This is a genomic window from Anabaena sp. PCC 7938 (assembly GCF_049315035.1).
Lineage (GTDB): Bacteria > Cyanobacteriota > Cyanobacteriia > Cyanobacteriales > Nostocaceae > Anabaena > Anabaena cylindrica.
On sequence record NZ_CP186034.1, the window covers coordinates 5,777,778 to 5,799,687 of the forward strand.

The window sequence follows — 21,910 nt, forward strand, 5'->3', positions numbered from 1 at the left end:
TCCAGGAAATTATTTAGCCATGAGAGTTAGACCCTTTCTATTGATGTTAACAACGGGGTTATTCACTCCAGGGATGATGCTCACAGCGATACTTCTTTGGAGTCGCGGTGCGTTGGCTCAAGTCACATCTGATGGTACTACTAACACCATTGTTAACGCCAATGGCAATAATTTTAATATCCTTAATGGCATTGAAAAAGGTAATAATTTATTTCATAGTTTCGGCAACTTCTCAGTACCTACAGGTGGTTCAGCAACCTTTGATTTAACCAATACGCCAAATATTACAACCATATTTAGTCGGGTAACAGGTGGCAATATTTCTCATATTGATGGGTTAATTCAGACTCTTAACGGTAATAACCCAGCCAGTTTATTTTTGATGAATCCCAATGGAATCGTATTTGGTCAAAATGCCAGTTTGAATATTGGCGGTTCGTTTGTAGGGACGACAGCGAATAGTATTAAATTTGCTGATGGAACAGAATTTAGTGCAGTGAATGGACATAATTCACCATTGTTAACAATGAGCGTACCCATTGGTTTGCAATTGGGTAATTCTACCAGTCAGATTCAGGTGCAGGGTCAGGGCAATGATAGCATTGTGCCTACAACTAACTTAGGAATAGTAGCTTCTCCAGGAAAAACCATCGCCTTAGTTGGAGGAGATGTCACGTTTACAGGTGGTGTGATTACTGCCCTGGCAGGTCGAATTGAAGTGGGTGCAGTGGGTAGTGGAACTGTAAATTTGACTCCCACACCCGCAGGATGGCAATTAGGTTATGCACAAATTGAAAATTTTCGAGATATAAAATTTACGCAGAGTTCTTCTTTGTGGAATCCCGATCCTGTAGGTAATCCTTTTGGGGGTATTCAGGTTGTAGGGAGAGATATCACCTTGGATCAATCCCAATTTGCCGCCGCCACAGTAGGAACTGGGCAGGGTGGTAATATTACAGTGAATGCAGAGCGATCGCTCTTTTTGGGTGGTGTCAATCCTTCTGCTCAAGCTCCCAGCGCCTGGATTGTCAATCAGGTGACTCCAGGTGCAACTGGCAACGGGGGAGCAGTAAAAATTCAAGCTGGTAATTTGACTTTACAAGATGGTGCAGGCATTGAAACCCTCAGTTTAGGTGCAGGAGCCGCAGGTAATGTGGAAGTGGTAGCAGATACCATTGCTGCTAATGGTGTCGTTGCTCTGCAATCTCCTTTCTTCTTTTCTACTAATATTAATAGTCGTATCGCCAGTCAAGTTTATGGAGCGGGAAATGGGGGAGATATTGCCCTGGTAGCTCGAAAACTCACACTGGAAGCTGGTGCTTCAGTCAGAACAACCGTATCTCCTGGAGCAACTGGACGGGGTGGAAATATTTCGGTTGATGGAGCAGATGAGATTTATGCCTTGGGATTGAATTCCATTGGGTTTCAGCCCAGTGGTATTAACGCTCTCACATTTGGGATTGGTAATAGTGGAAATATCAGGGTTTCTTCAGGTAAAATAAATCTCATTGATGGGGGAACAATTAGCACAATTACTTCTCGCTTGGCAGGTATCCCTGGTACGGGAATTGGCAACGCTGGAGATATTACGTTAGTTGTGGGGGAATCTAGCAATTTAGTCGGAGTATCACCCATTTCTCCCTCTCAAAACAGCTTTATTGGCAGTCTCAGCACTGGCTCTGGTAATACTGGCAATATGTTAATAACAACACCAATACTATCTATCCAAGATGGTGCTACCTTGGGAGTGATTACTGTACCAGTGATTGGTGCACTTGGAGACCCCAACCAGGTCAGTAATCTGGGAAGCAATGGCTCTGTTACTTTAAATGTCAGCGATCGCTTAATCATTAGCGGTATCAATCCTATAAGTGGCGGCAGTAGTACTTTAAATAGCGTCAACTATAGCAGTGCCAAACCTGGAGATGTCACAATCACAACCAATCAATTACTCGTTCTGAATGGTGGGATCATCAGCAACTCGACTGTGGGAACTGGTGATGCTGGGACTTTGACAATCCAAGCCAATGACATTCTGATAGATGGTGAAAATAATTTTGCAGTGATCATTGCTAATGCCTCCCTTTTAGATGCCATTAACCGTAGCTTGTTTAAGCTTCCAGACTCTCCCACAGGTAACACAGGTGTGATCAACATAAATACTCAGCAATTAACCCTCCGTAATCGAGGTTTTATCAGCGTTACTCATCAAGGTATTGGTAATGCAGGAGAGTTAAACATCCAAACTGACCGATTATTTTTAAATGCTGGGTCAATTAATGCAACTACAGCATCTGGAAAAGGCGGTAACATCAATCTAGCATCAACAAATACATTTTTAAGTCGTAATGGCAGTCAAATTAATGTCGAAGCAGGTAGTAATGGTGATGGTGGCAACATTAACATCAATGCTCCGGTGATTGTTGGGTTAGAAAACAGCGATATTATTGCTAACGCTTTGAATGGTGATGGTGGCAATATCAACATTACAACTCAAAGCATCTTTGGCTTAAAATTTCGCCCTCAACTCACCTCAGAAAACGATATTACAGCGAGTTCTCAATTTGGTGTTAATGGTACTGTGCAAATTAATAATTTTGGAGTTAACCCCAGTTCTGGTTTAGTGGAATTACCAGAGAATATCACCGACTCCTCGCAACAAATAGCTACAGGATGTGCAGACACCAGTGGTAGTAGTTTTGTGGCTACAGGACGGGGTGGGATTCCGCAAAACCCTAATCAACAAGTGAGGAGCGATGTCTACGACGGGCTACTCCTACGCACCTGGTCTGATATCCGTGACATCTCTGCATATATTGGAAATAGTACATCAGCCCAAATACCCCCATCGACCAAATCTCTGATTTCAGCTACTTCTTGGCATCGTAACACGATCGGCAAAATTGAGTTAATTGCCGATCAATCTCCCATTCAGGTGCAACAACCATTAACCTGTAATGCTGTTCCTAAAAGTTAATCATGTTATAAAAAAGCCTATTTAGGGAACAATTAAGTTGATACCAAATTCAGGAAATTATTAGCCATGAGAGTTAGACCCTTTCTATTGATGGTAACAACTGGGTTATTAACTCCAGAAATCATGCTTACAGCAATATTTCTATGGAGTTGCGGTGCGTTGGCGAAGCCGACCGTAGGTATCGCTCAAGTCACATCTGATGGTACTACTAACACCATTGTTAACCCCAGTGGTAATAATTTTAATATTCTTAATGGTATGGAAAAAGGTAATAACTTATTTCATAGTTTCAGCAACTTCTCAGTGCCAACAGGTGGTTCAGCAACCTTTGATTTAACCAATACGCCAAATATTAAAAATATATTTAGTCGAGTTACAGGTGGAAATATTTCCTATATTGATGGGTTAATTCAGACTCTTAACGGTAATAATCCAGCCAGTTTATTTTTGATTAATCCTAATGGAATTATATTTGGAGAAAACGCTCAGTTGAATATTGGCGGTTCGTTTGTTGGTACGACTGCTAATAGTATTCGCTTTAGTGATGGTATTCAGTTTGGGGCAACCGATTCTACAATTCCACCGCTACTGACAATGAGTGTCCCCATTGGCTTACAATTCGGACAAAGTTTAGCCAGCATTACGAACCGTGCTAATCTTTCGACGAATCAGGGTTTGACTTTAGCTGCTCATGCAATCCTGAGTAGGGGTGCGATCGCTGCTCCCAATGGTGCAGTGCAGATTCAAGCTACCACTGGCGATGCCCAGTTACAAGCGATCGCATCTCGCAGTGTGGATATCACCGCCCAAGGCCATGTTACCGTTGGCGCAATCAACACGAATAGCTCAACCGATAGCGGTGGACTGGTTAATATTCAAGCTGGTCGAGCAATAACCGTAAATGACACCATTAATACAGGTTCTACTGCCGCCATCGGCAACGCTGGGAATGTCTCCCTATCCTCTGGTGGCGACCTCACCATTCAATCTATCAATGCTTCTGTCGGAGAGAGGTCTGGTAGCACCAAAACCGACGGCAACGGTGGGGACATTAGTTTGCAAAGTGGCAATCATCTCCTCGTCCAAGACGGCGCAACTATTGAGACTCGAAATAGCCGGAATCAGGGTGTTGGCAATAGTGGTGCTGTTAACATCGTGACGCGATCGCTGAGTCAATACGGCACAGTTTTCACAGATACCAGAGGCCAAGGTAACGCGGGAAAAATTACGGTGCAAGCTGCCGATCTGATTTTGATTCAAGGCAAAGAAGGAGGAACTCGTTCAGGATTTTCAGCAGTGGTGGATCGGGGCGCGATGGGTAACGCTAACAACATTCAAATCAAGGCTAGGTCGTTGACAATGAAAGACGTTAGCCTGTTATCAACTAACACCTTTGGGATGGGTAATGCCGGTCATATTGACATTCAGATAGACGATTTGATTTCCTTGTATGGACGTGTCAATATCTTCTCTAATGTGGAAAGTGGTGCGATCGGCAATAGTGCCGGAATTAGTTTAAAAGCAGGCTCTTTGACCGCAGAATTTATTGACTTCACTAAAGTCCCCAACCTTTTCTCATCTGTATTGGGCGAAGGTAACGGTGGCAACATCACCCTCAATGTACGTGACTCGATTTCTCTGGGTGGTGCTAGAATTCGCGCCCTTGTAGATGGAAACGGCAAAGGAGTGGGTGGCGATATTGATATTCGGGTAGGGGGTGCGCTCTATGCCAACAACAATACCCTAATCAACACCCGCGCCAGCACTTTTGGTAAAGCGGGAAATATCAATATTCAAGCCGACTCGATCACCTTAGACGGCGTACTCCCTGCCGAAGGATTTCCCACAACCATCAACACTTCAACCCGCAGCGCCAATGCCGGCGGTCAGATCACCCTCACGAGTCGAACATTTTCGCTCTTGAATGGTGCGCGTCTAGACACCAATACTTTAAATTCTGGAAATGCCGGCGATGTGAATATTCAAGCCAGGGAATTTGTGTTATTAGATGGGGTAGAACAGACCGATCCCGCCTTCTTTATCTCTGGAAAACGCAATATTTCAGAGGGTCGTATACCCAGTTTTATTCGGAGCGAAGTTCAGGGAGTTAACGCCACTGGCAATGGTGGCAATATCAAAATTCAAACGCCTGTGTTAATTGTTAGCAATGGCGCTTACATTAGTTCTAGTTCCACTGGCCAAGGTAATGCTGGCAATGTTGAGATTACCTCTGATGCTGTGACATTTGCGGGGGTTGGGCGATCGCCTCTCCTCAACAGTGATCCAAACCCAAATTTTCCTAGTGGTGCGTTTAGCTTGGCGACAGCAAACGGTAATGGCGGGAATATCACCATTAAGTCCAGTGATTCCGTTTCAATTAACAGCGGCGCTCAATTGTCCGTAAGTAGTAGTGGAACAGGGAGTGCGGGAAATTTAGGTATTCAGAGCAACCAGTTACAACTCAAGCAGAGCAGTTTGCAAGCAGAAGCAGTTGCAGGCAGCCAAGGCAATATTTTCATAGACTCCGACCTGCTTTTGATGCTTCAAGGCAGCCAAATTACAGCCAACGCTAAGGAAGATGCGAATGGAGGTAACATCACAATTGATGCTCCGCTCATTCTGGGCTGGAAAAATAGCGATATCGTGGCGAGTGCATTCAAAGGTAAAGGCGGTAATATTCAAATCAAAACTGAGGGCATCTTTGGACTTAAGTTTCGTTCCCAAATCACAGAAGAAAGTGATATTACTGCCAGTTCCCAATTTGGGGTTAACGGTACAGTCGATATTAATAACTTTGGCATTGACCCCAATTCCGGTTTAGTGAAATTACCTGAAAATGTTACAGACTCATCCCAACAAATAGCTACAGGATGTGCAGACACAAGTGGTAGTAGTTTTGTCGCTACAGGAAGAGGGGGAATACCCCAAAATCCCACTCAGGACACGAGGAACGATGTCTACAACTGGCTACGCCTAGGCTCTTGGACTGATATCCGTGACATCTCTGCATATAGTGGAAATAGTACATCAGCCCAAATAACCCAACCTCCAAGAACTTTGATTTCAGCTACTTCTTGGCATCGTAACACGATCGGCAAAATTGAGTTAATTGCCGATCAATCTCCCATTCAGGTGCAACAACCATTAACCTGTAATGCTGTTCCTAAAAGTTAATCATGTTATAAAAAAGCCTATTTAGGGAACAATTAAGTTGATACCAAATTCAGGAAATTATTAGCCATGAGAGTTAGACCCTTTCTATTGATGGTAACAACTGGGTTATTAACTCCAGAAATATTGCTTACAGCAATATTTCTATGGAGTTGCGGTGCATTGGCGAAGCCGACTGTAGGTATAACTCAAGTCACATCTGATGGTACTACTAACACCATTGTTAACGCCAGTGGCAATAATTCTAATATCCTTAATGGTATTGAAAAAGGTAATAATTTATTTCATAGTTTCAGTAACTTCTCAGTACCTACAGGTGGTTCAGCAACCTTTGATTTAACTAACACCCCAAATATTACAACTATATTTAGCCGGGTGACAGGTGGAAATGTTTCCAATATTGATGGGTTAATTCGCACGCTCAATAGTAGTAACCCGGTGAGTTTATTTTTAATGAATCCGGCGGGGATTATGTTTGGGCAAAATGCCAGTTTGAATATTGGCGGCTCATTTGTTGGTACGACTGCCAATAGTATTAAGTTCGCAGATGGTACAGAATTTAGTGCTGTAAATCCAACTCAACCACCCTTATTAACCATGAGCGTACCTGTGGGTTTGCAGATGGGAAGTAATGCGGGAGGGATACAAGTTCAAGGTACACCTGCCAACAATTTCCTACGGACACCGACATTATCGATCGCACCGAATCAAACGTTGGCTTTGATTGGGGGACAAGTGGATATCAATAGTGCCAACATTTCTGCGCCGGATAGCCGTGTGGAATTGTGGGCGATGCAAAATGGTACAGTGAATATATCCACCTCTGGTAACTGGCAATTGGCGAGTTTATCTTCATCGCCAACATGGGGCAATATTACCCTGCAACAATCGTCCTATATCAATACGAGTGGGGCGATTGGGGGTGCGATCAACATCCGGGGGCGGGGGTTAACCCTTCAAGATGGCTCAAATATAGAATCTTCTACTGGTGAAAATGGTCAAGGACAGGGTATCAATGTCCAAGCTACAGAATTTGTCGATTTACTGGGTATTTCTCATCCCAATAATGTTACTTTTCCAGGTTTAAGCACCAGTGTAAAAGGGAGTGAAGCAACTGCTGGAAATACCACGATTGACACCCAACGATTACGCCTTGCCAATGGAGGAGCGATCAACTCCTTTAACCTTGGTATTGACTTTTCGACTTTCACGCCGATCAACAATGCCAAAACAGGGGACATCAAAGTTCATGCCACCGATGTAGAAATTATTGGTTATGGGCCATTCCGCAGTCCAAGTACAGGAAACTCCTTTCCAGGAAGTGTAATTGGAACGCTTATTCTAGGAGGACAACAGAATGAAAGTGGTTCAATTACGGTAGAGGCTGAACGAGTACGGCTGCTAGATGGGGGAGGTATCAGCACCGATTTGTTTGGTGCTTTCTCCCCTGTAACTGGCAAAGCTGGGGATATTTCCGTGACGGCAACTCAAAGCCTCGATATTCGTGGTACAAACCCTGACAATGGTACCAGTGCGATCATCAGTTCAATTCTAACCGGGGCGGTTGGTCAAGGGGGCAATGTGATAATTAACACGGGTCAACTCGCTCTCACCAACGGTGGAACCATCTCCAGTCAAATTACAGGCAGTCCAAATGCTGCGATCGCAGGCAGAGGCACAGCAGGGAATATCACGATCCAAGCCACTGATGTGCAGGTTAGCGATCCCGTGGTTGATCTTCTTGGTAACGCCCCCAGTGGTATCACTGTAGCGATAGGGCAGAATTCCACAGGCAAGGGAGGCAATATTAGCTTGACAGCAGACAATCTGCGCGTCTTCAATGGTGGACAAATTACCTCATCGACAGATGGCAATGGTGCAGCAGGTAATGTCAACTTGCAAGTCAACAATATAACCGTAGAGGGTAATTCCCAACCCTTAACTGATGATCGCATTCTCCCAAGTACCATTACTGCTGCTTCTACTACCACCTCTGATGCTGGTTCAGTTAATCTAGTGGTAGATAAACTCAATGTTCTTGATCATGGGCAAATTTCCGTTAGTAATATAGGTGGCGGTAATTCAGGCAACTTGCTCATTAATGCCAACCGCATCAAGCTAGAACAAGGAGGCAGTCTGCTTTCAGAAGTTTCCGCAGGCGATCGCGGTAATCTGACTCTCAATACTGATGTTCTGCTAATGCGTTATGGCGGTGAAATTAGTACCAATGCCACAGGTACAGCTACAGGCGGCAATATCAGCATCAATGCACCGATTATTATTGGTTTAGAAAACAGCGATATTACTGCCAATGCTATTGAAGGGGCTGGTGGGAATATTGATATTCAAACTCAGGGTTTATTTGGACTAGAATTCCGCGACCAACTCACCCCGGACAGTGATATTACAGCTAGTTCCCAATTTGGCATTAGTGGTACTGTGCAAATTAATAATTTTGGAGTTGACCCCAGTTCTGGTTTAGTGGAATTGCCAGAGAATGTGACAGACCCATCCCAACAAATAGCGACAGGTTGTTCTGATAATAGTGGCAGCAGTTTTGTGGCCACAGGACGGGGTGGATTACCACAAAATCCCAATCAACAAACCAGACGTGATGTCTACGATAGACTACACCTAAGCACTTGGTCTGATATCCGCGACATCTCTGCATATCGTGGAAATAGTGCATCAGCACAAATACCCCAATCGGCCAAATCTCTGATCTCAGCTACCTCTTGGCATCGTAACACCCAAGGCAAAATTGAGTTAATTGCCGATCAATCTCCCATCCAGGTGCAACAACCATTAACCTGTGCTGCTGTTCTTAAGCCCTAAGTAGTCAGACAGAAAGAGCGATCGCAATGACTGTAAATATTTTGTCCAATCACTTAATTTTATTGCTATCAACAGAGTCCATTCATGTCCAATTTGTCTACTCACATCTTGTGCCTGGCGACTGGAAGTCACGGCTACACAGACAAAACCCGCCTACGCGGGTTTGAAACCACAATATGCATCTTTGGCCAACCCTTCTTTCGTCTCTACAATCTTTGTCAGAAATGTTTTTTGTAAAACAGCAAAAATACTGATAAAAAAACCATAAAAAATTAACCCACATTCCGCACCCTGGGGTGTCACATAGTATTATCACTTGATTTTCTCTTATTTTTCGGATACAAATTATGCTTTCCCAGCATCATGCATCCGTTAATTCTTTGAGCATTGGTATATAATACGGCTTTATATCATCATAAAAAGCAGTAAAAACCGAGTGTGACAGTTGAGGGTGCGGAAGATCGGAATTAAATAAGTAAGTAGTTCTACACTAGAAAGGCATTAATAAATGCCCTAGTATAAATCATTAAATATCTCAATACAGATTCTGATGTCAAATCAAACTTTAAGGGCTTCTAGTAGCAAATTAGTGAGCAAATTTCGACTAGCTGCATTTATTACTTTAGCAACGCTTTTTTCATCGCCAGTTCGTGCGATTACCCTAGTCCAAGATCGGAACACTTTACAAAGTAATGACCAAATCGAATGGTCAAGTTTAGGAAAAGTATTAAACCCTTTTGCTCCCAATCCTAATGACTTTCTTCCATATTCATTTTCAGGTCAATCTTCTCATGGTTTAGGGATAAGCGTAAATATTCCGTCAGCAGGAGGAGATATTACTCCACCATTTATTTTTCAAAATAACCCACCAGTTCAAACTAACTTTGCTCCTGGTGATTTTCTTTTATTTACAGGTTTTAGTCCTACTGTTATTCCCACTGGAAATCCCAACCCTATAACGATTTTTTTTGATAAAAATGTTAAAGCTGCTGGAACTCAAATTGCTGCGAGTGGTAGCGAAAATATAGATTATGAAGTTTTTATATCAGCATTTGATGATGAGAACAACTTACTTGGAACATTTTCTATCCCAGGAATTTCTTCTGGCACACGTGATAATTCAGCTGTCTTTTTAGGTGTAACCAGCGATACAGCTAACATCAAAAGCTTAGTTTTTAATACTTCCTCACCACAACGTGGTTTCGGAATTAATAGAGTCAGTATTACGACAGTTAATGAGCCATATACTGGTTTTGGCTTATTAATTTTTGGTGCTTTAGGCTTATGCTTGAAGGGCTATAAGCAAACTAAAATTAGGACTTACACAAATTGAAAAACCTTATTCATGACTGATGAAGGGAATTTATGTGAATAATATCCCATAAAATGACAATACTTTTCGGTTAAGGCTAAAGATAGAAATAGTTGATATTCTTAACCGAACAGTATTCAGCTTGATTATATACTAGATATCGGATTACTAATAACTCAATTAGCACAAGAAATATTCATATATTTCTCTACAATATTTTCTACTAAAATTCAGCAAAATAACTATCTTTTATGTTTACTGTAAAAACCTATTAAAGAGAATCTAAACCTCGATAGAAATACTATTATTTATTTCGTAAATTCCAACTTTGAAAATATAGATAGGGAGATTTTTTAGCAATGAAAAACTTACGTAGATACTCCATCTGGAGTTTAAAGAAAATACTGTCTATATTCACAACTGGATTATTTTTTTCCAGCATGGTTTCACCCGTAATAGCTGAAGTTATATCTGATGGCACAACCAACACCATAGTCAACCTAAATGGCAATAATTTCAATATTCTTAATGGCATTAAAAAAGGAAATAATTTATTTCATAGCTTCACTAATTTCTCAGTGCCAATCGGTGGTTCTGCTATTTTTGATTTAGTTAATACGCCCGATATTACAACTATATTTAGTCGAGTAACTGGTGGAAATATTTCCCATATTGATGGCTTGATTCAGACTCTTAACGGTAATAATCCTGCCAGTTTATTTTTGATGAATCCCAACGGAATTGTATTTGGTCAAAATGCCAGCTTGAATATTGGTGGATCGTTTGTGGGGACGACGGCGAATAGTATTAAGTTTAGCGATGGGGTAGAATTTAGTGCTGATAATGCTTTCATAATGCCCTTGCTGACTATGAGTGTACCTGTGGGTTTACAAATGGGCAGTAATCCTGGTGCAATTACAATATCAGGAACAGGACATAAATTCACCTCTTTCGGTGCAGCAATTAACGGCACTATTAGTACGGAGAAATTAAGCGTAGAACAGGGAAAAACATTAGCATTAGTTGGTGGAGATATTACTCTAGATGGGGCAGTTTTAACTGCTGAACAGGGAAGAATTGAATTAGGAAGCTTGAATGGCAGGGAATTTGTAAATCTTCAGCTACTAGAACAAGGTTTGACATTGAACTATGCTCAAGTGTCAAATTTAGGAAATATTCACCTCTCAAAAAAGTCATTGCTGGATACTAGTGGTAGTCCATCTGGTCATATTCAGCTACAAGCAAAAAAAATAAGCATTGCAGAAGGTTCATTAGTTTTAACCCAAAACAAGGGAAGCCACGCGGGGGGAATGCTTAATGTCAATGCAACCGAATTGTTAGAAATTTCTGGCTACCTGCCAACAGTGGGAATTCGTACCAGTCTACTGAGTGAAGCATTAGGAACCGGAACTAGCGGAGATATTAGGGTTTCTACTAAACGCTTAGTTATTAAAGATGGTGCTGGAATTGATAACAACACTTATGGTCAAGGTAATAGTGGCAGCATTAATATTAATGCCTCTGAGTCAATTCAAGTTAAAGACTATGACCCAGCTAATGCTTTCTCGACTATCTCATCAACAACATCGTCTACAGGAGTAGGTGGAAATGTGACTGTTTCAACCCCAGATTTATTAGTAGTTAATGGTGCTGTTGTTGGTAGCATTACTACGGGTAATGGCGCTGGTGGTAACTTAGTAATTAATGCTGATCATATTCAAGTGAGCGGAAATAATACTCCTGGTGTTACGGCTTTGTCTACAGCTAGTTTAGTCGCGGGGAATGCGGGTAATTTGACTATCAATACAAACAAATTAATAGTTGATAACAGCGGCGCGGTGACTAGTTCTAGTGTGGGTCAGGGTAATGCTGGTGATATCAAGATTAATGCTTTGGAATCGATTGAGATCACGGGAAATTTACCAAAAGCAGAAAATCCCAGTCAAATTAGGTCAGTAGTTAAAAGTCCTAGCGCTTTTGCACAAAGTTTTTTTAATATTCCTGCAACTCCTCAAGGCGACGGTGGAAATATATATATTAATACTCCATCTCTCAAGATTAATAATCAAGCATCAGTTACAGTGACAAATCACGGGATTGGAGATTCTGGGACAATAAATATTAATGCGGGATACGTATTACTAGATCGCAATGCTGGTATTACTGCCAGTACAAATTCTGGTGAAGGAGGTAATATTTCCCTAAAGTTGGAAAATTTCCTATTAATGCGTAATAACAGTTTAATTGACACAGAAGCTAAAGGCTTAGGCAATGGTGGTAATATTACTATTAATTCTCCCATCATTGTCGGATTAGAAAATAGTGATATCGTCGCCAATGCAGTCCAAGGTAATGGCGGTAATATTAACATCACAACCCAAGGCGTATTCGGGTTAAAGTACCGCAACGAACTCACTTCGGAAAACGATATTACAGCGAGTTCTCAATTTGGTGTTAATGGTACTGTGCAAATTAATAATTTTGGCGTTGACCCCAGTTCTGGGTTAGTGGAATTACCAGAGAATGTGACAGACTCATCACAACAAATAGTTACAGGTTGTTCTCATGATACTGGCAGCAGTTTTGTCGCCACGGGACGAGGTGGGATACCTCAAAATCCCACTCAGGATGTGAGGAACAATCCTACTTGGTCAGATATCCGTGACATCTTTGCATATCATGGAAATATTGCATCAGCCCAAATACCCCAATCTCCAAAAACTTTGATTTCAGCTACTTCTTGGCATCGTAACACCCAAGGCAAAATTGAGTTAATTGCCGATCAATCTCCCATCCAGGTACAACAATTATTAACCTGTGCTGCTGTTCCTAAAAGTTAGTCATGTTATAAAAGAAGTCATTTAGGGAACAAAAAGTTGAAATCAAGTATAGGAAATTGTTAGCCATGAAAGTTGCACCCTTTCTATTGATTTTAACAACTGGGTTATTAACTCCAGAAATCATGCTCACAGCAATATTTCTATGGAGTTGCGGTGCATTGGCAAAGCCGACCGTAGGTATCGCTCAAGTCACATCTGATGGTACTACTAACACCATCGTTAACCCCAGTGGTAATAATTTCAATATCCTTAATGGTATTGAAAAAAGTAATAACTTGTTCCACAGTTTCAGCAATTTTTCAGTGCCTACAGGTGGTTCAGCAAAATTTGATTTAACCAATACGCCAAATATTACAACTATATTTAGCCGGGTGACAGGTGGTAATATTTCTAACATTGATGGTGAAATCAGTGCCAACGGTAGCGCGAACTTATTTTTAATCAATCCAGCCGGGATTATATTTGGCAAAGATGCCTCACTGAATATAGGTGGTTCATTTGTGGGAACGACTGCCAATAGTATTAAATTTGCTGATGGGACAGAATTTAGTGCTGTTAACCCGATGGCAACAACATTATTAACCATGAGTGTACCCATCGGTTTACAAATGGGGAGAAGTTCAGGAGATATTCAAGTTGAAGGTGTAGGCAATAGCACTAATATCACACGTATCGGACTTTCCCTACTAAACATCACAACACCAACTACAGGGTTACAGGTTAAATCTGGTAATACGCTGTCTTTGGTTGCGAGTAACGTTACTATAGATGGTGGTTTACTGATAGCCAACTCTGGGAAAGTTGAATTAGGGGCGTTAAGCAATGGACAGTGGTTGCTAGGAGAAAACAATCAACTTGCGACTGTTAGCACAACTCCAACTACAGAATTTGGGGATATTCAACTCCGTGCTGGTTCACTAGTGAATGTGAGTGGTATCAATGCAGGTTTTGTGCAGTTAAATGGTGGAAATATAACCTTGCAAGATGGTTCAGTAATTGCTGGGCAGAACTTTGGTCAGCAACTCGGTGGCAACATTCAAATCATTGGTAGTGAATCTCTCTCAATTATTGGTGCTACGTCTACTATTCCCAGCCAAATTACAACTCAAGCCTTGGGCTTGGGTAAAGGTGGTGATATTAATCTTTCTGCACCTCAAATCATGCTGCAAAATGGTGGGATTGTCGCTGCCAACACTTTCAGTGCTGCCTCTAGTGGTACACTCAGCATTAATGCTCCGCTCTCTGTTCAACTCACAGGGACTTCACCATTCGACCCCTCTGCCTTGAGCGCATTGACAACTACAACCTTTAGTCAGGGTAACGCTGGCTCACTTACCCTCTCAACAGGCACCCTGACTGTTCGAGGTGGCGCACAAATTACCTCTACAACTTTAGGATTTGGTAATGCAGGTCAAGTGAGTGTGAATGCAACCGAACTAATTGACTTGGCAGGAACGTCTCTAGTATCGAATAGTGCGATCGTCTCAACTTCCTTTGGTGCAGGAGATGGCGGTACCACCATCATCAATACACCTAAACTCAGACTCGATAATGGTGGTGCTATTATCACTACAGCTTTTTCTAGTGGTAATGCAGGTAAAATCATCATTAATGCCGAAGATGCCATTGAGATGGCGAATTCTCAACAGCTAGACCTGAATACTGCCAATAGCAATTTCGTTAATACTCAGATCACTTCTAGTGTTACTGCTGCACCAGCGATACTCCAACTAATTTTAGGACTTCCTGAAAAAGCAACGGGTAATGCTGGATCTGTGTCGATCAACACCTCGACATTAAATATGGACAAGGGTGCTGTCATTTCTGTGGAAAACCGCCAAACAGGCGAAGGAGGACAACTAGAAATCACTGCGGATTTTGTGACTTTGAAGAATAGCTCCAGAATTAGTGCCTTAACAACATCAGGTAATGGCGGTGATATCAATCTCGATATTCAGAAAGCTTTGTTATTAAGTCAGAGTAGTCAAATTTCAACCACAGCAGGAGGCTTGGGAAATGGTGGCAATATCACTATCAGTTCTCCAATAATTTTAGGATTAGAAAATAGCGATATCATCGCTAATGCCGCCCAAGGTCGGGGGGGGAACATTCAAATCAGCACTCAAGGCATTATTGCTCTGGAATACCGTAATACTCTCACCCCCAGAGCAGACTTGACTAATGACATTACAGCTAGTTCCCAATTTGGACTTAGTGGCACAGTAGACATTAATAATTTTGGAGTTGACCCCAGTTCTGGTTTAGTGGAATTACCAGAGAATGTGACAGACTCATCAAAACAAATAGCGACAGGTTGTTTTGATAATACTGGCAGCAGTTTTGTGGCCACAGGACGGGGTGGATTACCACAAAATCCCAATCAACAAACCAGACGCAATGTCTACGATAGTCTACACCTAAGCACTTGGTCTGATATCCGCGACATCTCTGCATATCGTGGAAATAGTGCATCAGCACAAATACCCCAATCGGCCAAATCTCTGATCTCAGCTACCTCTTGGCATCGTAACACGATCGGCAAAATTGAGTTAATTGCAGATAAATCTCCCATTCAGGTGCAACAATCATTAACCTGTGCTGCTGTTCCTAAAAGTTAGTCATGTTATAAAAAAGTTTATTTAGGGAACAATAAGTTTAAGAGCCTTCGGGCGAGGTAGAGAGCAGGAGGCAGAAGGGAAAATTTTTAACCCACATTCCGCAGATGTGACTCAGATTATTGATATTTTTGAAAAATTCCAGCCAGGAAAATTTTATCTACCTAATTTTTCTGGCTGAATTTAACTTTATTTGCCAAAAGATAGAGCTTATTACAGCAGTTTGCGATCAAACCCACCACAAAAATAGCTATCTAAATAGGCTCAAAAAATAAGCCACAATGATTAAACCAGTTGAGCGCATTTTCATCAGTAATAGCATTAATAGCTACGGTAATAGCTTCATCCAGAGCATCTAATGTGCGAGCTTTAGCAGAACGAAGAATTCCTTTTAATTTTGACCAACATAACTCAATTGGAGATAAATCAGGTGAGTAGGGAGGTAAAAATTTAATAGACGCGCCAACAGATTCTATTAAAGATTTTGCAGTTAAAGCATAATGTACAGGTAAATTATCCATAACTACAATTGCTCCAATCCACAACTGAGGTAGTAATATTTGTTCAATAAAAACTAAAAAACTATCACTGTTTAAACTACCAGGAAAAGTCATAGTAGCGATTAAGCCTTCATCGCTCATAGCTCCAATTAACGTGATATTTTGTCCTTTATTTCCAGGGCGATCATCATAAACTCTGATTCCACCTTCACCTCTACCATAGTGTCGTGTCATAGCCAGATTTATACCTGTTTCATCAATGAATATGAGGTTTTTGATATCTATAGTATCTAGCCAAAGCCGAAATTCATAGCGCAATTTTTGTACTCTTTCTGAACCTTGCTCAGTGGCTACTAAACTTTTTTTTTACGGTTTAGATTTAAGCGGTTCAGAGTCCGTGACAAGCTTGATACACTTACCTCTATTCCTTTACTCTCTTTGATTATTTCCTGAATTTCCCGCAAATATATATCACTTTTCTCCGTGACTATTTTCTTTAACAATTCTTGATTTTCACCTTTAATTTTCGAGCGCCTATCTCCTCCTTGAGGAAGAGCAGTTATTTCCGATGTCTCTCGATATCGACGCAAAAAGTCACGGATGAAGGATAAACTAACTTTGAATCGTTCCGCCAATTCTCTTTGTGTACCTTCTTTATTTTCCCAGGCACTTAATATCTTTTGTCTTAGGTCTATCGAATATGGGGCCATTTCTCAATTATCTTCTTTTTTTACATCTTTACAATTTTACCATTCTTGTGGCGGGTTTGATCTCAAATTGCTGTAAGTAAGTTAATTTCACAAGTTTTTAAAATAGATTCTCTCTCTCAATTAAAGTAGTCATTTTCGGTAAAATAAACATGACAATTAAAGCCAAGAATATTTCCGTCTTCGCTAAAAACTTCTATTTACTACTTTTACCCTTGAACTTTCTACATCTTTTAGGTCAAATAAACCACATCAAGTAATTAGATAATATTTACTACAACTCTTTCCTAAATATCTGACAATCTTTTCACGTTCCTCCGTTAAATTGCTCATTTGTTTCTGTCCATTTATGATTACCAAATGTACAGCCTGAAACATCTGAAATACCCACCTCATTGTCGGTTTATTTGTGATTTTCTTAACTTGATTTCTAATCCCATCATCAAATTTAGCTAATTCTTGCCTTAATTTTCTTTGGGCAAGGTTATAGACTAACAAACACAATCCCATTATCATTGCTATTGCTTCTACTCTTTCCGGGGTTTTGACAAATACGCTTGATGTAAAAAACAATGGGTCTTTTAAAAATCTAAATCCTCTTTCGTTAGATTGTTGAGCTTTGTATTCTTCTAATACTTTCTCATCACTCAATTCATTTCTATCTAATACATTCGTTGCTAATATAAATCTCCCTGCGTTAATTTTTTCAGTTTCTATTACTTCTTCTCTTGTTTCTATTTGACCTTTTATTTGATATTTTATTTGACTTGGTTCGGTCAATTTACTTGGTCTACCTGCTGTTTTATATTCTAGTTTCTCTATGTATTCAATTTCTTTTATTTGGTGATATTTCCAGGATTTTGATAGCTTTTCTATTACTATTTTTGCATCTGGCTGACAGGCGAACTCTTGTCTGGATAGTTTGCTGAGTGCGGCTTTTGCTTTTGCTTCCTGTTTTTTGACTTGTTTTTCTACTTGTTGGATACTTGATTTTTTCTGATTTCACTTTCTACGATTATCCATCTTTGTTTTATGCCTGCATATTCTGATTCTTTGGCTGCTATTTTATAGCCTGATATTTGACTATCTTTCCATTCTGCTTCTTTTATATCTACAATTTTATTTTTTGCTTCTTTGATACTTAGTGGTACTCTTGTTATCCATTTCAGTTCTCTCATTGCTGCTAAGTTTTCTGCTGTATATAAGGCACTGTCTGCTACACTTATGCCCTCAAATGTCCATTGTTTTTTAAATTCTTTTAATCTTTCTACAAATACACTTTTATCATCTACGTTTCCTGAGTCTACTTTTAAATATAATGGGATGTCTCCATCTCCTGTTACTATCATGTCTATGATAAATTGTTTCAAGTCTGGTCTTTTATCTCTTGAATATCCGTGGACTATTTCTATTGCTTTCATCTCCGGTTCTATTTCTAATTTATTCTCTTCTGTTTCTTTGATTTCTTTTTTGTACTCTCCTTCTACACTCATTGATGTCCCATCTAAATGAATACTATCCATTTCTACTTGGAATTTATGGGCTGCTTTTATGGCTACTGCTGTAAATATCTTGGTTGTTCCTATTTGATGATATTTGTCTAGTTCTCTTCCTAGTTTGTCGTCATTTAAATGCTCTGGTAATACTCCTTCTCCTATTAAATGTTCTGTTGCTTTTCCTACAAAAAATTCCCCAAATAGATATAATGGGGCGCTTAAAAACCCTAATCCATTCAATATCATCGCTTTTACTACTTGTCCTGGTGTTAGGGTTTCTTTTGTTTTTATTCCCACTATTTTATTCACTTCTTCTACCAATTCCATCTCGTCTATTATTCCTGCTACTATTCCTAAATGGTCTATATCTAGGGTTTGTATGGCAACTTGAGACTCTTTCACGGTTTTTCCCTTCTCTATTTGACGCTTTTTATTTTAACAAATAAAAGCCTGAAATCCTTGCTAGACAATCTTTTCAGGCTTTTCTTTCTCTAAATTTTTAATTCCTAAATTTGCTTTAACATCTGCGGAATGTGGGTTTTAATTAAGAATAAAGCATTTTTGCCACGACCATCTTCAATGAGAGGTGGATTTGAATCCGCCTCTAAGAAAGCCTCCTGCCTCCATTAAATCAAGTCTAGGAATTATTAATGATGAGAGTTAAACCCTTTCTATTGATGTTAACAACTGGGTTATTAACTCCAGGAATCATGCTCACAGCAATATTTCTTTGGAGTCTCGGTGCGATGGCGAAGCCGACCGTAGGTATCGCAAAGCCGACGGTAGGTATCGCTCAGGTCACATCTGATGGTACTACTAAAACCACTGTTAACATAGTGGGTAATGATTTTACCATTCTTAATGGTATGGAAAAAGGTCATAACTTATTCCACAGCTTCAGTAATTTTTCAGTGCCTACAGGTGGTTCAGCAAAATTTGATTTAACCAATACGCCCAATATTACAACTATATTTAGTCGGGTAACAGGTGGAAATATTTCTCATATTGATGGCTTGATTCAAACTCTCAACAGTAATAATCCTGCCAGTTTATTTTTGATCAATCCCAATGGAATTGTATTTGGGCCAAGTGCCAAGTTGGATATCAGCGGGTCATTTGTGGGTACAACGGCCAATAGTATCAAATTTGCGGATGGGTTCGCATTTAATGCCACCGATGCCACAACACCCCCTTTATTAACTATGAGCGCACCCATTGGGCTGCAACTTGGAGCCAATGCCGGAACAATTCGCACCCAAGGAACACCAGCACTTAACTTCTTGTTTCGTGCTTCACAAATATTCAAGGCTCAAACAGTGGCATTGGTGGGTAGTGAAATCGACATCAATCAGACCGGCCTTGCCAATGCAGATGGAAGAGTTGAATTATGGGCATTGCAGAATGCTGAAGTTGGGTTGAATAATCAAGCCGGATTGCAACTAACTAGCCCCACTTCTGCTGACTGGGGAACAATTACGCTCAGACAATCCTCGCTGATTGATACTAGTGGGATAAATGGTGGAGCAATTAACATCCGGGGGCGCGGTTTGACACTTCAGGAGGGTTCAGGAATTTCTTCTGCTACAGGAGCATTTGGACAAGGACAAGGTATCACCGTCAAAACCACGGAATTTATAGATTTGTTGGGAGTCTCTGCCCCAGAGAATTATGACACCCCTGGATTATTCACTAGTGTATTTGGAACTGGGGCCAGGGCAGGAGACATTACAATTGAGACTGAACGTTTACGGATTGCAAATGGCGCTTGGTTGCAGTCCACCAACAATGGCTTTACCTTCACTTTTACCCCAATCAACGATGCTAGTACCGGAAATATTACCGTTCATGCCAAAGATGTGGAAGTGAACGGATACAACCCATTTGGCATTCCTTTCAATGGTATTTCTATTTTTAGACCTAGCTCTATTACTACTTTGGTAAGTGGTGGCAACAGAAATAATAGCGGCAGTATCACCATTGAAGCAGATCGAGTTCGTTTGCTTAATGGAGGTCACATTAGTACTGATTTACTCGGCTTCAACTTTCCTGGTTTTGAGTCTATCACCACTGGTAAGTCTGGGGACATCTCAATCAAATCTGCTGAAAGTCTCGAAATTAAAGGAGCTACACCTAATAACTTTACTAGTGCTGTAATCAGCTCGATTCAACTTTTTGCAGATGGTCAAGGTGGCAACATCACTATTGATACTGGATATTTGCAACTAGCAGACGGCGGGACGGTCTCTAGTGCGCTATCAGGTGCTGGCAAGGCTGGAAATATAGAGATTTATGCCCAGGATGTAGAGGTCAGTGACCCAGTATTCGATAGTATTAATAATGGAGTCAGTGGCATTACCGTTGCTGTGGCTGATAGTGCCGTCGGACAAGGAGGAAATATTACCCTGGAGAGCGATCGCTTGCGGGTATTCAATGGTGGACAAATCACTTCATCAAGTTTGGGTCAAGGAGCAGCGGGGAATATTAACCTGCAAGTTAAAAATATTGATGTAGAAGGAATTTCCCAAACCATAGTTAATGGTCGTCAACTGCCCAGTGCGATCGCTGCATCTTCTGCTACTAGTTTTGCTGCGGGGTCTATCAATATTAAACAATCTGACACTATAAGCGTTCGCAATGGTGCAGAAATTACTGTTAGTAATACTGGAACTGGAGACGCGGGAGATCTCAATATTAGCGCTGACAAGATTTTCCTCGATAATGGCGCAAGTCTGCGTTCTGAAGTGAATGGAGGTAGTCTGGGTGATATTGAGTTGCAAGCAAATGATGTTCTACTGCTACGACATGGCAGCAATATTACCACCAATGCTAGTGGTACCTCAACAGGGGGAAATATTGACATTAATGCCGGATTTATTATTGCCCTTGCTGATGAAAATAGTGATATTGTTGCCAACGCGGTACTAGGAAGTGGTGGAAATATCCAGATTGCCACTCAAGGTATCTTTGGCTTAGAATTTCGTCCCCAAATCACAGCAAAAAGTGATATTACTGCCAGTTCGCAATTTGGACTCAGTGGCACTGTTCAAGTTAATACTGTCGGGCTTGACCCCAGTTCGGGTTTAGTGGAATTACCAGAGAATGTTACAGACCCATCCCAACAAATAGCTACAGGTTGTTCTCATAATACTGGTAGTAGTTTTGTGGCAACGGGAAGGGGTGGAATACCGCAAAATCCCAATCAAGAAATCAGGAGCAATATCTACGACGGGCTACACCTAAACACTTGGTCTGATATCCGCGACATCTCTGCATATCGTGGAGAGAGCGCAGTTGCAGCCCAAATACCCCCATCTCCAAAAACTTTGATTTCAGCTACTTCTTGGCATCGTAATGCCCAAGGCAAAATAGAATTACTAGCCGATAAATCTCTTATTCAAGTCCAACAACCATTAACCTGTGTTGCTATTCCTAAAAGTTCATGAACACCTCAAATTTT

9 protein-coding genes and 2 pseudogenes are annotated in these 21,910 nt (G+C 40.9%); 7 read left to right on the forward strand and 4 right to left on the reverse strand.

Features of this window, described 5'->3' with window-relative positions:
- The first annotated feature begins 19 nt into the window (after positions 1 to 19).
- The 3 genes from ACOWPH_RS25785 (at position 20) to ACOWPH_RS25795 (ending at position 8,983) form a co-directional block, all read left to right on the forward strand.
- The gene (locus ACOWPH_RS25785) at positions 20 to 2,977 is read left to right on the forward strand and encodes a filamentous hemagglutinin N-terminal domain-containing protein (RefSeq protein WP_015212965.1); all 2,958 of its coding nucleotides are present in this window, start codon (positions 20 to 22) and stop codon (positions 2,975 to 2,977) included.
- 66 nt (positions 2,978 to 3,043) lie between these two features.
- Positions 3,044 to 6,151, forward strand: coding sequence for a filamentous hemagglutinin N-terminal domain-containing protein (locus tag ACOWPH_RS25790; RefSeq protein WP_015212966.1), 3,108 nt, complete (start codon positions 3,044 to 3,046; stop codon positions 6,149 to 6,151).
- Positions 6,152 to 6,217: 66 nt separating this feature from the next.
- Positions 6,218 to 8,983 carry a filamentous hemagglutinin N-terminal domain-containing protein gene (locus ACOWPH_RS25795; protein ID WP_015212967.1) on the forward strand — a complete coding sequence of 922 codons (2,766 nt, stop codon included), beginning with the start codon at positions 6,218 to 6,220 and terminating at the stop codon, positions 8,981 to 8,983.
- On the opposite strand, the gene ACOWPH_RS25800 is transcribed toward ACOWPH_RS25795, so the two are convergent.
- Positions 8,954 to 9,115 carry a hypothetical protein gene (locus ACOWPH_RS25800; protein WP_250973237.1) on the reverse strand — a complete coding sequence of 54 codons (162 nt, stop codon included), beginning with the start codon at positions 9,113 to 9,115 and terminating at the stop codon, positions 8,954 to 8,956. The two genes, ACOWPH_RS25795 and ACOWPH_RS25800, sit on opposite strands and share 30 nt — an antisense overlap.
- A gap of 418 nt (positions 9,116 to 9,533) precedes the next feature.
- Between ACOWPH_RS25800 and ACOWPH_RS25805 the strand changes: the two genes are divergently transcribed.
- The 3 genes from ACOWPH_RS25805 to ACOWPH_RS25815 all read left to right on the forward strand — a co-directional run bounded on the left by ACOWPH_RS25805 (position 9,534) and on the right by ACOWPH_RS25815 (position 15,753).
- On the forward strand, positions 9,534 to 10,316 hold the full coding sequence (locus tag ACOWPH_RS25805) for a hypothetical protein (protein WP_015212968.1): 783 nt from the start codon (positions 9,534 to 9,536) through the stop codon (positions 10,314 to 10,316).
- A gap of 338 nt (positions 10,317 to 10,654) precedes the next feature.
- A complete protein-coding gene (locus ACOWPH_RS25810; protein WP_015212969.1) occupies positions 10,655 to 13,135 on the forward strand; it encodes a beta strand repeat-containing protein in 2,481 nt (826 codons plus the stop codon).
- A 65-nt stretch (positions 13,136 to 13,200) separates the two neighbouring features.
- Positions 13,201 to 15,753, forward strand: a complete 2,553-nt coding sequence (locus ACOWPH_RS25815; protein WP_015212970.1) for a filamentous hemagglutinin N-terminal domain-containing protein — start codon at positions 13,201 to 13,203, stop codon at positions 15,751 to 15,753.
- Between the two features lie 251 nt (positions 15,754 to 16,004).
- Here the strand turns inward: ACOWPH_RS25815 and ACOWPH_RS25820 are convergent.
- From ACOWPH_RS25820 to ACOWPH_RS25830, 3 genes and pseudogenes are all read right to left on the reverse strand, one after another.
- Positions 16,005 to 16,580 (reverse strand): annotated as a pseudogene (locus ACOWPH_RS25820) (IS630 family transposase); the annotation flags it as partial.
- Positions 16,581 to 16,603: 23 nt separating this feature from the next.
- Complete coding sequence (locus ACOWPH_RS25825; RefSeq protein ID WP_096713099.1) at positions 16,604 to 16,960, reverse strand: helix-turn-helix domain-containing protein; 357 nt, start codon at positions 16,958 to 16,960, stop codon at positions 16,604 to 16,606.
- 249 nt (positions 16,961 to 17,209) lie between these two features.
- Positions 17,210 to 18,855: pseudogene (locus ACOWPH_RS25830) on the reverse strand (IS1634 family transposase).
- 251 nt (positions 18,856 to 19,106) lie between these two features.
- Here ACOWPH_RS25830 and ACOWPH_RS25835 point away from each other — a divergent pair.
- Positions 19,107 to 21,896: a filamentous hemagglutinin N-terminal domain-containing protein gene (locus ACOWPH_RS25835; protein WP_150111068.1), complete on the forward strand. Its 2,790-nt coding sequence runs from the start codon at positions 19,107 to 19,109 to the stop codon at positions 21,894 to 21,896.
- Positions 21,897 to 21,910: the final 14 nt, after the last annotated feature.

Bases quoted from the DNA above. Each gene is read 5' to 3' on its own strand.
- ACOWPH_RS25785 (WP_015212965.1), top strand. From the start codon at position 20: ATGAGAGTTAGACCCTTTCTATTGATGTTAACAACGGGGTTATTCACT.
- ACOWPH_RS25790 (WP_015212966.1), top strand. From the start codon at position 3,044: ATGAGAGTTAGACCCTTTCTATTGATGGTAACAACTGGGTTATTAACT.
- ACOWPH_RS25810 (WP_015212969.1), top strand. From the start codon at position 10,655: ATGAAAAACTTACGTAGATACTCCATCTGGAGTTTAAAGAAAATACTG.
- ACOWPH_RS25825 (WP_096713099.1), bottom strand. From the start codon at position 16,960: ATGGCCCCATATTCGATAGACCTAAGACAAAAGATATTAAGTGCCTGG.
- ACOWPH_RS25805 (WP_015212968.1), top strand. From the start codon at position 9,534: ATGTCAAATCAAACTTTAAGGGCTTCTAGTAGCAAATTAGTGAGCAAA.
- ACOWPH_RS25835 (WP_150111068.1), top strand. From the start codon at position 19,107: ATGAGAGTTAAACCCTTTCTATTGATGTTAACAACTGGGTTATTAACT.
- ACOWPH_RS25795 (WP_015212967.1), top strand. From the start codon at position 6,218: ATGAGAGTTAGACCCTTTCTATTGATGGTAACAACTGGGTTATTAACT.
- ACOWPH_RS25815 (WP_015212970.1), top strand. From the start codon at position 13,201: ATGAAAGTTGCACCCTTTCTATTGATTTTAACAACTGGGTTATTAACT.